The following is a 14,574-nucleotide window of genomic DNA, read 5'->3' as shown; positions in this document are numbered from 1 at the left end:
GCGGACGCGGGCCTCCGATCCTCTTTCAGGTCACGCCTCATCGCCTAAAGGGCTGCCTTGACCTTGTCGGCGACCTCCGGGCTGACCCATTCGGTCCAAACCTCGGGGAAGGTCTCCAGGAACCAGTAGGCGCCGTCCTCGTTGGACGCTTGGTTGTCGGACATCCAGGCGAGCACCTTGTTGGCGGTCTCGTTGCCCCAGCTGCGGGTCTTGACGTAGTCCATCGCCACGCCGGCCTTGTCGGCGAATTCCTTCGTCACCAGCGTGTAGACCTCGGACTTAACCCAGGCGTTCGGCTTGGGGTCCGGGCAATCCGCAACGACGGTGCAGGTATCCCAGTGCTCCTTGTCGTGCTCGACCTCGAAGTCGAGCCGGGTCATGTCGTACTTGCCGAGCAGGGCGGTCGGCGCCCAGTAGTAGCCGAGCCAGCCTTCCTTGCGTTCGAAGGCACGCGCGATCGAGCCGTCGAGGCCGGCCGCCGAGCCTGTGTCGATCAGCTCGAAGCCCCTCTCGTCGCCCTTGAAGGCGCGATACAGGTTGTCGGTGTTGATCTGGCAGCCCCAGCCGGAGGGGCAGTTGTGGAACGCGCCCTTGGAGCGGTCCTCTGCGCCGGGGAACAGGTCCGGACGCGCCAGGGCATCCTCGACGGTCTTCAGACCGTGCTCCTCGGCCAGATAGGTCGGCACCCACCAGCCCTCGACGCCACCGTCACTCAGAACCTCCCCGCCGATGATGAGGCGGTCTTCCTCGACCGCCTGGTCGAGCGGCTCGCGCACGGCGTTGATCCAGAACTCGGGCGCCATGTCCGGCTGGGCCTTCTCGTTCATGGAAGTGAAGGTGGGCATGGTGTCGCCGGTGACCAGTTCGACCGTGCAGCCGTAGCCTTCTTCCAGGATGATCTTGTCGATATGGGCGATCGCCCCTGCCGACGCCCAGTTCATCTCGGCCAGCGTGACCCGGCCGCAGTCTTCCGCCGCGAAAGCGGACGAGACCCCCAGCCCCATCAGGGCGGCGGTGGTGAATAGAAGCGTCTTTTTCATAGGTTCTTCTCCCATGGAGTTTCGGTTACCCCCTCACGGGAAGAGGAGATCGAGTAATAGTGCCCTGTTATATTTGGAGTAGTTCCGATACCAGGATACATTTGACGAGGAATCTTGAAAGTCAACATAGCGATCCCTCACGCCGGCCACAAATATATGACCGAAACCAAAAATGCAAATCCGTGAACCCGAACTAATGGTAACTCGCAAAATTGCCACAGGAAATACTGCATGAGAATTACCTATAGCCAGTCCATCTAATCGAAAACGCACATGCCATCAAAAAGTTCCATTTTCGATTCAGTCATGCCCATGTTCATCTGCGGAGATCGAGGTGATCGCATCCGCAGCCGGCAAGCGGACGGCAGGCCGGACGAAGCACCGCGCAACCGGCTGACGGAGGTCCCCGGCCATGCTATGGCTCGCACAGGCCGACAGACCGCCCTGCAAGGACCAACGCATGCATTCTCGCTTCGCCTCTGCCTGTCCCCTTGACGGCCCCGTCGCCTCATGACGCGAACCGTTCCCTTTCTCGCCCGCATGCAGGACGACGAACGGGCGGCCTGGATGGAGGCCCTGCCGGCAGCCTTGGCCGCGGCCGGGCTCGCCGACGTCGCCGTGCACCCTCTCGACCGGCTGGATACGGACGCGCGGCAGGCGGCGCGGGTCGCCATCGTCGCCAATCCCGAACCGGCGGACCTGCTTGAGCTTCCCAATCTCGTCTGGGTGCAGAGCCTGTGGGCGGGTGTCGAGCGACTGCTTTCCGAACTGCCGCCGTCGGCGCTGCAGATCGTACGCATGACCGATCCGCAGATGGCCGAGACCATGGCCGAGGCAGTGCTGGCCTGGACGCTCTACCTGCATCGCGACATGCCGCGCTACCGCGCCCAGCAGCGCGCCAGGGTGTGGCACGAACTGCCACTCAGGCTGCCGTCGCAGCGGCGCATCGGCCTGCTCGGTCTCGGCACGCTTGGCCGCGCCGCGGCAAGGCGCCTGATCGCCAACGGCTTTGCCGTCGCCGGCTGGAGCCGCACGCCCGCCGACGTCGCAGGCGTCGACTGCCACCACGGCCCCTCGGGCCTCGTCGCGGTGCTGGAACGCGCCGACATCGCCGTCGCACTGCTGCCGCTGACCGCCGAGACACGGGGCCTGCTGGACAAGACCCGGATGGCCCTGCTGCCGCGAGGCGCGGCGGTGATCAACTTCGCGCGCGGGCCGATCCTCGACACCGACGCGCTCCGCGACCTCCTCGACAGCGGGCATCTGTCCCATGCCGTGCTCGACGTGTTTGAGCACGAGCCGCTGCCGGCCGACGATCCGCTGTGGGCGCATCCGCAGATCACCGTGCTGCCGCATATCTCGGCGCCGACCACGCCGCAGACGGCGGCGAAGATCGCCGCCGACAATCTCGCTGCCTTCTTCGCCACCGGCGCGATACCTCAAGCGGTCGACCGCGCCCGCGGTTACTGAGTCGGGGGAACGGCTGTCGCCGTCCTGTCAAACAGCTCCGTTATAGGATCGCCGCGCGGCGCCCCGCCGCGCCCGGTGTCGCATGCCCTGGCCCCAGCCCGGGCGCCGCGCCGGATCTCCCCCTGTCACGGATGCCCCCATGCCCTCTCTTCCGATCGTCGGTGCGGCGATGACCCTCGACTTTCTCGAACTCCACCGCACGCTGATGCTGGAAAAGCCGCGCGACCTGGAACTGCAGGATTTCGTCAATGCGGACACGCTCAACGGCGACTGGCAGCCGCTGGTCGAGCGCGCGAAGGCCCTGCTCGACGGCCATCAGGGCCGGCTGGGAATCCACGGCCCGTTCTGGGGCATGAACGTCGCCAATCCCGATCCGGACATCGCCGCCATCGTCGGCAAGCGCCTGCTGCAGGGGCTGGAGGTGTGCGAGGCGCTTGGCGCCACGCACATGGTCGTGCACAGCCCCTATTCGACCTGGGACCACAACAACCTCGACAGCTACGAGAGAGGCCGAGAGAAGGTCATCGAGCGCTGCCATGCGACGATGAAGGAAGCGGTCGCCCGCGCGGAGGCCATCGGCTGCGAGCTCGTCATCGAGAACATCGAGGACAAGGATCCGCGCGACCGGGTGATCCTGGCCGAGAGCTTCAACTCGCCGGCGGTTGCCGTGTCGCTCGACACCGGCCATGCCCACTACGCGCACGGCTCGACCGGCGCGCCGCCGGTAGACCACTACGTCGCGGCGGCCGGCAACCGGTTGCGCCACGTGCACCTGCAGGATGCCGACGGCTATGCCGACCGGCACTGGAGCCTCGGCGAGGGCACGATCCGCTGGACGGCGGTGTTCGAGGCGCTCGGCCGGCTATCCAGCACCCCGCGCCTGATCATCGAGCTGCGCGACCTGACCAGGATCCCGGATTCGATCGCCCATCTCGCCGCGCTCGGGCTCGCGGAATAGCCCGCACCACGGCGCGCGGGCAGACCGCTCGGCGCGGATGAAAAACTGTCACAGAAGACTGCTACAGGGCCTCAGCCGTGCGAACCGCCCGGCACAGGATCACGCAAGGACCGTTCGACATGAAGAAACTTCTCATCGCCGCGGCCGCGCTCGTCGCCGCCGGCCAGGTTCATGCCGCAGACATTTCCGGCAAGCTCGTGCTCTACACGTCGCAGCCGAACGAGGACGCCCAGCAGACCGTCGACGCCTTCAAGGCCAAGCATCCGGCGGTCGAGGTCGAATGGGTCCGCGACGGCACGACGCAGGTCATGGCCAAGCTGCGTGCCGAGTTCGAGGCCGGCGCACCCAAGCCGGACGTGCTGCTGATCGCCGACACGGTGACCATGGAAAGCCTGAAGCGCGAAGGCCGGCTGATGGCCCATGACGGTGCCGACGTCTCCACCTACGACCCGGCGATCATGGACAAGGACAAGACCTACTTCTCCACCAAGCTGATCACGACCGGCATCATGTACCACGCCGACGCGCCGGTGAAGCCGACCTCGTACAAGGACCTGCTGAAGCCGGAAGTGAAGGGCCAGCTGGCGATGCCCTCGCCGCTGACCTCTGGTGCGGCCACCATCCACATGGTCGCCGTGACTTCGCATCCGGACCTCGGCTGGGCCTATTACGAGGGCCTGGCCGAACAGGGCGCCAACCCGCAAGGCGGCAACGGCGGCGTCTACAAGGCGATCGCCGGCGGCGAGAAGCTCTATGGCTTCATGGTCGACTACCTGCCGATCCGCGGCAAGGCCGACGGCGCGCCGGTCGAGTTCGTGTTCCCCGAGGAAGGCGTCTCGGCGGTGACCGAACCGGTGGCGATCCTGTCCACTGCGCAGAACCCGGACGCTGCCAAGGCCTTCGTCGACTTCCTGCTGTCGCAGGACGGCCAGACGCTCGCCGCCGCACAGGGCTACCTGCCGGCGCACCCCGCCGTCGCCCCGCCGGCCGGCTTCCCCGCGCGTGACACCATCAAGCTGCTCGACTTCGACCCGGCCGCGGCGCTCGAAGGCGACGCCGCCAACAAGGCCAAGTTCACCGAGATCTTCGGCGGCTGATTTCCCGCCGTGGCGCGCATCTTGAATCATGCGAACGGCGAGGGCCTCACCCTCGCCGTTCTCGTCGTGCTGGTGACGCTGCTGTGCGGCGTGCCGATGGCGCTGCTGTTCAAGGTCGGCCTGACGGTCAACGGCGAACCGAGCCTCGGCCCGCTGGTCGAGGCCGTGGCCAGCCGTTCGGTGCGCACCGCCCTCTGGCAGTCGGTCGAGAGCGGCCTGCTGTCGGCGCTCGCCGCCACCCTGCTCGGCACCGTGCTTGCGCTGGCGGTCGGACTGACCGACGTACGGCTGAAGGGGCCGCTGGTATTCTGCCTGCTGCTGCCGATGATGATCCCGCCGCATGTGACGGCGATCGCCTGGATCCAGGCCCTCGGCCCGTCGAGCCCGGTGCTGAAAACGCTCGGCCTCGCCCCGGCGATCGGGTCCAGCCATCCGATCTACTCGCGCGAGGGATTGGTCGCGCTGCTCACCCTGCAGCACACGCCCCTGGTGTTCCTGATCGTGCGCGCGGCGCTGCGCCGCTTCCCGCGCGAACTGAGCGACGCGGCGCGCATCTGCGGCGCGGCCCCCTTCGCCATGCTGCGGCGGGTGACATTGCCGCTGCTGGCACCGTCGCTGCTCGCCGGCTTCGCCCTCGCCTTCGTCGCCGCCCTCGGCAACTTCGGCATCAACGCGCTGATCGGCATTCCGGCGCGCTACACCACCCTGCCGGTCCTGCTCTGGCGCAGGCTCGCCAGCTTCGGGCCCGACGTGCTACCCAACGTCGCGGTCGTCTCGGTGCTGCTGGCGGCGGTCGCACTCGCCGCCATCGCCGTGCAGATGCTGCTCCAGCGGCGGCTGCGCACAGCGCTGGTCGGCCTGCCGCAGGCCCCGCTCGCCATCGCGCTGGGACACCGCCGGCTCGTTGCCGAGGCCGGCCTGTGGCTGTTCGTCGTCGCCACGCTGGCGCTGCCCGGCGCCTCGCTCCTCGCCACCGCCCTGGTCAGGACCTACGGCCTGCCGCTGACCGGCGACACGATCACCTTCGCCAACTTCGCCGAGGTGCTGTGGCGCCAGTCGGTGACGCTGCGCGCCTTCGCCAACTCCACCGCGATCGCCGCCCTGGCCGCCGCCGCCATCGCCCTGATCTCGATCGGCCTCGGCTATTTTCTGGCCCTGCGCCCTGGCACGCCCGGGCGCCTGGCCGCCATTGCCTCGGGTCAGGCCGATGTCGCCTTCGCGGTTCCTGGGCTGGTCATGTCGATCGCCTTCATCCTCGCCTTCATCCGGCCGCTGCCGCTCGTCGGCGTGTCGCTCTACGGCACGCTATGGATCATCCTGATCGCCTATGTCGGCGTGTTCCTCGCCGTCGGGCTGAAGCCGGTCGCTGCCGCCTACGTGCAGATGGACGCGAGCCTGGAGGACGCCGCACGCGTCTGCGGCGCCGGCTTCGCGCGGCGCCTGTCGCGCATCTTCGCGCCGCTCGTCGCCCCGGCCGCCGCCTCCGGCGCGATCCTCGTGTTCCTGACCGCCTACAACGAGGTGACCGTTTCCGCGCTGCTGTGGTCGTCGGGCAACGAGACCATCGGCACCACGATCTTCAACTACGAGGACGGCGGCTCGACGACGCTCGCCGCCGCCATGTCGACCGTCGTGGTGCTGGCGACGGTCGTCGTCATGGTCGCCATGAACGGCCTCGCCCGGCGCGTGCCGGCGGGCACGATCCCCTGGCGCGACTGACTGCCCCGACCAAGATGTAAAGGTAACTTGACATTTGCCGGCTGCACGCATATGTCAAGTTACCTTTACATTCGAGCCCAAAAGGGGAAACGTCGTGACCCGCCGCTTCTTTCTTGAACTCGCAGGAGCCACGCTGCTTTATGGGTTTGCGCTGGCCGTCGGCCTGGCGCTGGCGAACCGGCTGCCGACCGGCAGCCTCGGATGGTACGCGGCCTCTCTCGCCCCGGTTCCGACCCTGATACCAATCACGGTGATCCTAGTGCGCACCGTCGCCCGGCTGGACGAACTGCAGCGCAGGATCCAGCTTGAGGCGCTCGCCGTCGCCTTTGCCGGAACCGGGCTCCTGTCCATGAGCTACGGCTTTCTGGAGGACATCGGTTTCCCGCAGCTTTCCATGTTCGTCGTCTGGCCGACGATGGCCTCGCTCTGGGCCGCCACCGTCGTCATCAACCAGACCCGCTACAAATGAGAAACCGCGTCAGAGCCTTGAGACAGGAGAACGGCTGGTCTCAGGCAGATCTGGCGGCGCGGCTCGACGTTTCCCGTCAAACGGTCATTTCCATCGAAACCGGGAAATACGACCCAAGCCTGCCGCTCGCCTTTGCGATCGCCCGCCTGTTCGGGAAGAAGGTCGAGGATGTCTTCGAGGCGTGACCGCCTGATGGTCACCCATGTCCGCCGACGGGCAGGACCCATCCCGCCTCGAACGCAAGCGGCAGGACCTCGCCGACCGATACCTTGTGCGGGACGTTGACCAGGATCGGCTGGTCGCTCCCCTGCGCGCGACCCAGCGCCTCCCAATGGCCGCCCCGGTAGGTCGCCCGCTCGATCACCGTCTCGATCGCCCCCTCCCCGGCTATCCGCACCTGTTCGGGGCGCACAACGACCCTTGCCGGTCCGGTGCCGGTCCCTACGCTGCAGGACATCTCGAATGTCTGTCCGAAAACGTCGACACGGGCCCGGGGGCCGTACACCCCGGTCACGACGGCGCTCACGATCGTGCTGCGCCCGATGAAGCCGGCCACCCGCGCGTCGGCCGGCCGGCTGTAGAGGACGTCCGGCGCATCCGCCTGCAGGATCTGCCCCTGCCAGAGGATCGCGATCCGGTCGGCGAGCGCCATCGCCTCGCGCTGGTCGTGGGTGATGAACAGCGTGGTCGCGCCGCTGGCGCGGTGGAAGGCGGCAATCTCCTCCTCCATCGCGCCGCGCAGATGTGGGTCGAGGTTGGCGAGCGGCTCGTCCATCAGGATCGTCCGCGCCCCTTGCGCGAGGCAGCGCGCAAGGGCGACGCGCTGGCGCTGGCCACCCGAGAGATCCGCCGGCCGGCGCTCGGCAAAGGCGCCGAGTTCGACCGTCGCAAGGCAGTCGGCGGTGCGCCGCGCCACCTCGGCGCCGGCAAGCCCGGCTGTCTGCAACGGAAAGGCGACGTTGCCGGCAACCGACATGTGCGGCCACAGGGCGTAGGACTGGAACACGACGCCGACGTTGCGCGCCTCGGGCGGCAGATGCAGGCGCGGACCGGCCACGTCCCGGCCGCCGATGCGGATCGTCCCGCCGTCGAGCGGTTCGAGCCCCGCGATCAGCCGCAGAAGCGTGGACTTGCCGCAGCCGGACGGGCCGAGCACGACGAAAAACTCGCCGTCGCCGATGTCGAGCGACACGCCGTCGACGGCCCTGTGCGACCCGAATGCCTTGGAGACGTCGGTGAGAACGATGGACATGGCGCGGACATAGGCGAGCCGTATGACAGGACGATAAACCCCCGCGCCCGCCGCCGCGTCACTTGCCGCGCCGGTTCAGCGCGGCGGCCAGCGCCGCAGCCATGGCGCCGGTCTCGCCGCCACCGGCCGGGCGCCCCCCGCCCGGCCGGCCGCCCTTCGGCGCGCCGCCGCCGGGGCGGGGTCCGCGCGGATCGCGCGGACCGCCGTCGTCGCGGCGCTCGCGGGCGGCCTGGTAGTCGACCGCCTGGCGCATGCTCAGCGAGATGCGCTTGCGCTTCTGGTCGACTTCCAGGACGGTGACCGACACGATGTCGCCGGCCTTGACCACCTTGTGCGGGTCGTCGACGAACCGGTCGGCGAGCTGCGACACGTGGACAAGCCCGTCCTGATGCACGCCGATGTCGACGAAGGCGCCGAAATTGGTGACGTTGGTCACCGTGCCTTCGAGCTTCATGCCCGGCTTCAGGTCGGAGATTTCCTCGACGCCCTCCTGGAGGGCTGCGGTCTTGAACTCGGGACGCGGGTCGCGGCCGGGCTTCTCCAGTTCGGCGATGATGTCCCTGACCGTCGGCAGACCGAAGCGCTCGTCGGTGAATCGCTCCGGATCGAGGCTCTTCAAGAAGCCGCTGTCGCCCATCAGCGCGCGCACGTCGCGGCCGCAGGCCTTCACGATGCGCTCGGCGAGCGGATAGGTTTCCGGGTGCACCGACGAGGCGTCGAGCGGGTTGTCGCCGTCGGGGATCCTGAGGAAGCCCGCGCACAGTTCGAAGGCCTTGGCGCCGAGGCGCGGCACCTCCATCAGCTGCTTGCGGTTCCGGAACCGGCCGATCGCCTCGCGGTGCTCGACCACCGCGCGGGCGAGGCTCTCGCTCAGGCCGGAGATGCGCGCGAGCAGCGCCGGCGAGGCGGTGTTGAGGTCGACGCCGACCGCGTTGACCGCGTCCTCCACGACCGCGTCGAGGGCCCGGGCGAGCTTCGACTGGTTGACGTCGTGCTGGTACTGGCCGACGCCGATCGACTTCGGCTCGATCTTGACCAGTTCGGCGAGCGGGTCCTGCAGGCGCCGGGCAATCGAAGCGGCGCCGCGCAGGGACACGTCGACGCCAGGCATTTCCTTGGCGGCGAGTTCGGACGCCGAATAGACCGAGGCCCCGGCTTCGTTGACGATCACCTTGACCGGACGCTGCGCCGCCGGGATGTCGGCGAGCACGTCGGCGGCGAGCCGGTCGGTCTCGCGGCTGGCCGTGCCGTTGCCGATGGCGATCAGGCCGACCTTGTGCTTCGCGATCAGCGCCAGCAGCGTCGCGCGCGACCCCGCGACGTCGTTCCTCGGCTGGAACGGATAGATGGTCGCGGTGTCCACGAGCTTGCCGGTGGCGTCGACCACGGCGACCTTGACGCCGGTGCGGATGCCGGGATCGAGCCCGAGCGTCGCCCTCGCGCCGGCGGGAGCGGCGAGCAGCAGGTCCTTGAGGTTGCGGGCAAAGACCTGGATCGCCTCCTCCTCCGCCTTTTCGCGCAGCACGCCCATCAGGTCGAGCTCCAGGTGAAGGGCGAGCTTCACCTTCCAAGCCCAGCGCGCCACGTCCATGAGCCACTTGTCCGCCGGCCGGCCCTTGTCGGCGATGCCGGCGGCATGGGCGACCATGCGCTCGGCCGGCTTCAGCGGCGACGGATCGTCAACGTCGACGACGAGGTCGACGGAAAGCACGCCCTCGTTGCGGCCGCGAAACAGGGCGAGCGCCCGGTGGCTCGGGATCTTCGACCATTTCTCCCGATAGTCGAAATAGTCCGCGAACTTGGCACCCGCCTCCTGCTGGCCGTCGACCACAGCCGACTTCACGACGCCATTGTCCATCAGGTGCTGCCGCAGCCGGCCGACCAGTTCGGCATTTTCGGAAAACCGTTCCATCAGGATCTGGCGCGCGCCGTCGAGCGCCGCCTTGACGTCCTCGACGCCCTTGTCCGCGTCGACATAGGCGACCGCCTCCGTCTCCGGCACCTTCAGCGGGTCGGCGAGCAGCGCGTCGGCGAGCGGCTCGAGGCCCGCCTCCCTGGCGATCTGCGCCTTGGTGCGCCGCTTCTTCTTGTACGGCAGGTAGAGATCCTCCAGCACCGCCTTGGTGTCGGCGGCGGCGATCCGGGCCGCCAGGTCGTCGGTCAGCTTACCCTGTTCCTCGATCGACTTCAGGATCGCCGCGCGGCGGTCCTCCATCTCGCGCAGGTAGATCAGCCGTTCCTCCAGCTTGCGCAGTTGGGTGTCGTCTAGGCCGCCGGTCGCCTCCTTGCGGTAACGGGCGATGAACGGCACGGTCGAGCCCTCGTCGAGCAGCGTCACCGTCGCATTCACCTGATTGGGCTGGCAGCCGATCTCCACGGCGATGCGTCGTGCGATGCGGAGCGCAACGTCGGGGCTGACGGCGGCGGGCTTCCTGGCCGGGGCGGTGGCGGTCTCGACGATCTCGGACATGCTTCTACACTTGCGTTCGTTGGATCAGGACGGGCGACCATAGGGCGCGCGCGGGCCGCGATAAAGCCGAAGCGGCCGGCGATTAACAGGGAAGTGACGGGCCGGTCTAGCGCACCACGGTGATCGTCTCGGCGGCGCGGGTGACGGCGGTGTAGAGCCAGCGCTCGCGGTGGTCGCGGAAGGCGAAGCTCTCGTCGAACAGCACGACGTCGTCCCATTGCGAGCCCTGCGCCTTGTGCACGGTGAGCGCGTAGCCGTAGTCGAACTCGTCGGCCTTGCGGCGGATAGCGTAGGGGATCTGCTCGGCGCCGTCCTCGAACATCGCCGGCAGAACCTTGACCTGCACCGCCTGCTTGCCCGGCTCGTCCTCCGGCAGCACGTCGAAGCGCAGCGTGTTGCCCTGCGGCGGGCGCAGACGCTTGACCGTCCACAGGCCGCCGTTGAGCAGGCCCTTGGTCTTGTCGTTCCTGAGGCACACCAGCTTGTCGCCGACCGCCGGCATCGGCGTGGTGAAGCCCTTCAGTTCGCGGATGCGGTTGTTGTAGAGTCGCCGGGTGCGGTTGGTGCCGACCAGCACCTGGTCGGCGGCGAGGATGCGCTCCTTGCCGATCTCCTTGCGCGAGATCACCCGGCTGTCGCCGTAGCTGCCGTAGGCCAGGTCGCCGCCCTCGCGGATGGTCATCGACAGGCGCACGATCGGATTGTCCTGCGCCTGGCGGTGCACCTCGGTCAGCATCACGTCCGGCTCGGCCTCGGTGAAATAGCCGCCGCCCTTGACCGGCGGCAACTGCGCGGGGTCGCCGAGCACCAGCACCGGCGTGCCGAAGGAAAGCAGGTCCCGACCGAGTTCCTCGTCGACCATCGAGCATTCGTCGATGACGATGAGTCGGGCGCCCGCCGCGGCGCTGTCGCGCTTCAGCGCAAACTGCGGTCCCGGATCGGCGTCATCCTCGCCCATCTCGTCCTCTTCCTTCGCCGCGCGCGGCCGGTAGATCAGCGAATGGATCGTGCCAGCGTCGGCGCAGCCCTTCTGACGCAGCACATGCGCCGCCTTGCCGGTGAAGGCGCCGAAGCAGACGTCGCCGTCGACGCCCTCGGCCAGGTGGCGGGCGAGCGTCGTCTTGCCCGTGCCGGCATAGCCGAACAGGCGGAACACCTGCCGGTCGCCGCGCTTCAGCCACGCGGCGGCCTCCGTCAGGGCCTTGTCCTGTTGCGCCGACCAGAGCATGAAGTGATTCCCGTTTCGTTCTCGCGGGCTAGGAATAGCCGGTTTCGACCAGACGCGCACGGGGGAATTGACCATGCTTGTGACCCGGCCGCCGTCGTCGCGCCAAGACGGAACCGTACACTCCGCCCGCGGTATGCCATTCCGGCGCAAGCTGGACTCCATCAGCCGCCGGCGTATGGTGATGGGCCGAGAGAGCGCGGCGTCCCGGATCCCGGCCTGCGCAGACATGACGACCGAGTAGTGGCAAGGTCACGCGGCGTGGATTCCCGATCAAGTCGGGGACGACCGACCGGGGATGCCGTGTGGATCCTCCGGTCCGCTCAAGCCACCTTCGCCGCCAGCCGCTTGCGGATGCTGTCGACATCCGCCTTGGGCGTCGCGGCGAACAGCGTCTTCGTGTAGGGGTGCTGCGGATCGCCGAACACCGCGTCACGGCTGCCGTATTCGACCACCTCGCCGAAATACATCACCATCACCGTGTCGGCGATATAGCGCACCACCGAGAGGTCGTGGCTGATGAAGACATAGGTCAGGCCCATCTCGTCCTGAAGGTCGGCGAGCAGGTTGAGGATCTGCGCCTGGACAGAGAGATCCAGCGCCGACACCGGCTCGTCGAGCACCAGCAGCTTCGGCTTCAGCATGATCGCCCGGGCGATCGCCACCCGCTGGCGCTGGCCGCCGGAGAACATGTGCGGATAACGGCCGTAGTGCTCGGGCTTCAACCCGACCTTCTCGAGCATGGCCAGCGCCGCGTCGCGCCGCTCGGCCGCCGGCATGTCGGTGTTGAGCAGCAGCGGCTCCTCCAGCACGTGGCCGATCTTCTGGCGCGGGTTAAGCGAACCGTAGGGGTTCTGGAACACGATCTGCACCTTGCGGCGCATCTCGCGCGACACGCCGGTCTTCGCGATGTCGATCGGCAGTCCGTCGATCTCGATCGTGCCGGAGGTCTGCGGGTCGATCATGGTCAGGATGCGGGCCAGGGTCGACTTGCCGCAGCCGCTCTCGCCGACCACGGCAAGCGTCGTGCCGCGCGCAACGTCGAAGGACACGCCCTTGACCGCCTGCAGCACCCGCGGCCTGGAAAACAGGCCGCCGCCGATGACATAGTCACGCGTGATGTTGCAGACCTTGAGGATCGGTTCGCTCATGCTCCGGCCTCCGTGCTGTAGCTGGCAGCGAAGTCGCTCACGGTCGGCAGGCGGTCGCCGGTGGCGTTCTCCGGCAGCGCCGACAGCAGCGCGCGCGTGTAGGGATGCTTGGGCGCCTCGAACAGCGACAGCACGTCGGCCTCCTCCATCTTCCGCCCCTGGTATTGCACGATCACCCGGTCGGCGGTCTCCGCGACCACGCCCATGTCGTGGGTGATCATGATCAGCGCCATGCCGCTGTCCCGCTGCAGGTTCATCAACAGGTCGAGGATCTGCTTCTGGATCGTCACGTCCAGCGCCGTTGTCGGTTCGTCGGCGATCAGGAGCCTGGGCGAACAGGCGATCGCCATGGCAATCATGACGCGCTGGCACTGGCCGCCCGACATCTGGTGCGGGAAGGCCGACAGCCGGCGTTCGGGCTCCGGGATGCCGACGGCGCGCATCAGGTCGAGCACCCGTGCCTTGCGCTGCTTCGCGGTCAGGCCGGTGTGCACCTTGAGCGCCTCGCCGAGCTGGAAGCCGACCGTGAAGCACGGATTGAGGCTGGCGATCGGCTCCTGGAAGATCATCGAGATGTCCTTGCCGATGACCTTGCGGCGCTGCTTCGGGCTGAGGCTGCGCAGATCGAAGCCCTCGAAGGTCATCCTGTCGGCCGTGATGGTGGCGGTGTCGGGCAGCAGGCCCATGACCGCCAGCATTGCGACCGACTTGCCGGAGCCGGATTCGCCGACGATCGCCAGCACCTCGCCGGCATCGACCGTGTAGTCGACGCCGTCGAGCGCCCGGAACGGACCTTTCGCCGTGTCGAACTCGACCCTGAGGTTGCGGATTTCGAGAAGCGGCATGGTCAGCTCCTCTTCAGCTTGGGATCGAGCGCGTCGCGCAGGCCGTCGCCGACCAGGTTGATGGCGAGCACCGTGATCAGGATGGCGAGGCCGGGGAAGGTCACCACCCACCAGGCGCGGAGGATGAATTCGCGCGCCTCGGCCAGCATGGTGCCCCATTCCGGCGTCGGCGGCTGGGCCCCCATGCCGAGGAAGCCGAGCGCGGCGGCGTCGAGGATCGCGTTGGAGAAGGACAGCGTCGCCTGCACGATCAGCGGTGCCAGGCAGTTGGGCAGGATGGTCCTGAACATCAGCCTGAGATGGCCGGCACCGGCGACGCGGGCGGCGATCACGTAGTCGCGACTGCGCTCGGCGAGCACCGCGGCGCGCGTCAGGCGGACGAAATGCGGCTGCAGCACCAGCGCGATGGCAATCATCGCATTCATCAGGCCGGGTCCCAGGATCGCCACCAGCACGAGGGCAAGAAGCAGCGACGGGAACGCCAGGATGATGTCCATCACGCGCATGATGAAGGTGTCGACCGCACCGCGCAGATAGCCTGCCACGAGGCCAAGGACGATGCCGCCGGTCAGCGCGATGACCACGACGATGACGCCGATGAACAGCGAATAGCGGGCGCCGAAGATCAGCCTGGAGAGGATATCGCGGCCGACGGCGTCGGTGCCGAGCAGGAACGTCGCCTTGCCGCCCTCGGTCCAGGCCGGCGGTACGAGGAAGCTGTCGCGGTACTGAATGTCGGGGCTGTGCGGGGCGACGAGCGGCGCGAACACCGCGGTCAGCACCAGCAGGGTGAACACGACGAGCCCGACGACGGCGCCGCGGTTCTGCGAGAAATAGTACCAGAACTCGGCCAGCATCGCCCGTCTCGCGTTGCGGCT

The 14,574-nt window shown here is 68.0% G+C and carries 13 protein-coding genes; 6 read left to right on the top strand and 7 right to left on the bottom strand.

Annotated elements, in window-relative coordinates; genetic code table 11:
- Window positions 1-44: 44 nt before the first annotated feature.
- Window positions 45-1,040, bottom strand: a complete 996-nt coding sequence (locus SL003B_RS04925) for an ABC transporter substrate-binding protein (protein WP_013651721.1) — start codon at window positions 1,038-1,040, stop codon at window positions 45-47.
- A 510-nt stretch (window positions 1,041-1,550) separates the two neighbouring features.
- Here SL003B_RS04925 and SL003B_RS04920 point away from each other — a divergent pair.
- From SL003B_RS04920 to SL003B_RS04895, 6 genes are all read left to right on the top strand, one after another.
- Window positions 1,551-2,510, top strand: a complete 960-nt coding sequence (locus SL003B_RS04920; protein WP_013651720.1) for a 2-hydroxyacid dehydrogenase — start codon at window positions 1,551-1,553, stop codon at window positions 2,508-2,510.
- 139 nt (window positions 2,511-2,649) lie between these two features.
- Window positions 2,650-3,468 carry a sugar phosphate isomerase/epimerase family protein gene (locus SL003B_RS04915; RefSeq protein ID WP_013651719.1) on the top strand — a complete coding sequence of 273 codons (819 nt, stop codon included), beginning with the start codon at window positions 2,650-2,652 and terminating at the stop codon, window positions 3,466-3,468.
- 119 nt (window positions 3,469-3,587) lie between these two features.
- Window positions 3,588-4,565, top strand: coding sequence for an ABC transporter substrate-binding protein (locus tag SL003B_RS04910; RefSeq protein WP_041375385.1), 978 nt, complete (start codon window positions 3,588-3,590; stop codon window positions 4,563-4,565).
- Window positions 4,566-4,586: 21 nt separating this feature from the next.
- The gene (locus tag SL003B_RS04905; RefSeq protein WP_242390329.1) at window positions 4,587-6,284 is read left to right on the top strand and encodes an ABC transporter permease; all 1,698 of its coding nucleotides are present in this window, start codon (window positions 4,587-4,589) and stop codon (window positions 6,282-6,284) included.
- Between the two features lie 94 nt (window positions 6,285-6,378).
- The gene (locus tag SL003B_RS04900) at window positions 6,379-6,753 is read left to right on the top strand and encodes a hypothetical protein (RefSeq protein WP_013651716.1); all 375 of its coding nucleotides are present in this window, start codon (window positions 6,379-6,381) and stop codon (window positions 6,751-6,753) included.
- Window positions 6,750-6,938, top strand: a complete 189-nt coding sequence (locus SL003B_RS04895) for a helix-turn-helix domain-containing protein (RefSeq protein ID WP_041375384.1) — start codon at window positions 6,750-6,752, stop codon at window positions 6,936-6,938. The genes SL003B_RS04900 and SL003B_RS04895 overlap by 4 nt, the downstream gene beginning before the upstream one ends.
- A gap of 11 nt (window positions 6,939-6,949) precedes the next feature.
- Here SL003B_RS04895 and SL003B_RS04890 read toward each other — a convergent pair whose 3' ends face one another.
- The 6 genes from SL003B_RS04890 to SL003B_RS04865 all read right to left on the bottom strand — a co-directional run bounded on the left by SL003B_RS04890 (window position 6,950) and on the right by SL003B_RS04865 (window position 14,553).
- A complete protein-coding gene (locus SL003B_RS04890; RefSeq protein ID WP_013651714.1) occupies window positions 6,950-8,005 on the bottom strand; it encodes an ABC transporter ATP-binding protein in 1,056 nt (351 codons plus the stop codon).
- Window positions 8,006-8,063: 58 nt separating this feature from the next.
- Entirely contained in the window at window positions 8,064-10,475 is a 2,412-nt protein-coding gene (locus SL003B_RS04885) for a Tex family protein (RefSeq protein ID WP_013651713.1), read from the bottom strand.
- 106 nt (window positions 10,476-10,581) lie between these two features.
- Entirely contained in the window at window positions 10,582-11,703 is a 1,122-nt protein-coding gene (locus tag SL003B_RS04880) for an ATP-dependent DNA helicase (RefSeq protein WP_013651712.1), read from the bottom strand.
- 320 nt (window positions 11,704-12,023) lie between these two features.
- Entirely contained in the window at window positions 12,024-12,851 is an 828-nt protein-coding gene (locus SL003B_RS04875; protein ID WP_013651711.1) for an ABC transporter ATP-binding protein, read from the bottom strand.
- Window positions 12,848-13,696: an ABC transporter ATP-binding protein gene (locus SL003B_RS04870; protein ID WP_013651710.1), complete on the bottom strand. Its 849-nt coding sequence runs from the start codon at window positions 13,694-13,696 to the stop codon at window positions 12,848-12,850. The genes SL003B_RS04875 and SL003B_RS04870 overlap by 4 nt, the downstream gene beginning before the upstream one ends.
- 2 nt (window positions 13,697-13,698) lie before the next feature.
- Entirely contained in the window at window positions 13,699-14,553 is an 855-nt protein-coding gene (locus SL003B_RS04865; protein WP_242390382.1) for an ABC transporter permease subunit, read from the bottom strand.
- Between the last annotated feature and the right edge of the window lie 21 nt (window positions 14,554-14,574).

Source organism: Polymorphum gilvum SL003B-26A1 (genome assembly GCF_000192745.1).
GTDB lineage: Bacteria > Pseudomonadota > Alphaproteobacteria > Rhizobiales > Stappiaceae > Polymorphum > Polymorphum gilvum.
Note: the sequence above shows the minus strand (reverse complement) of the source record. Positions and strands in the feature narration are given on the sequence as shown.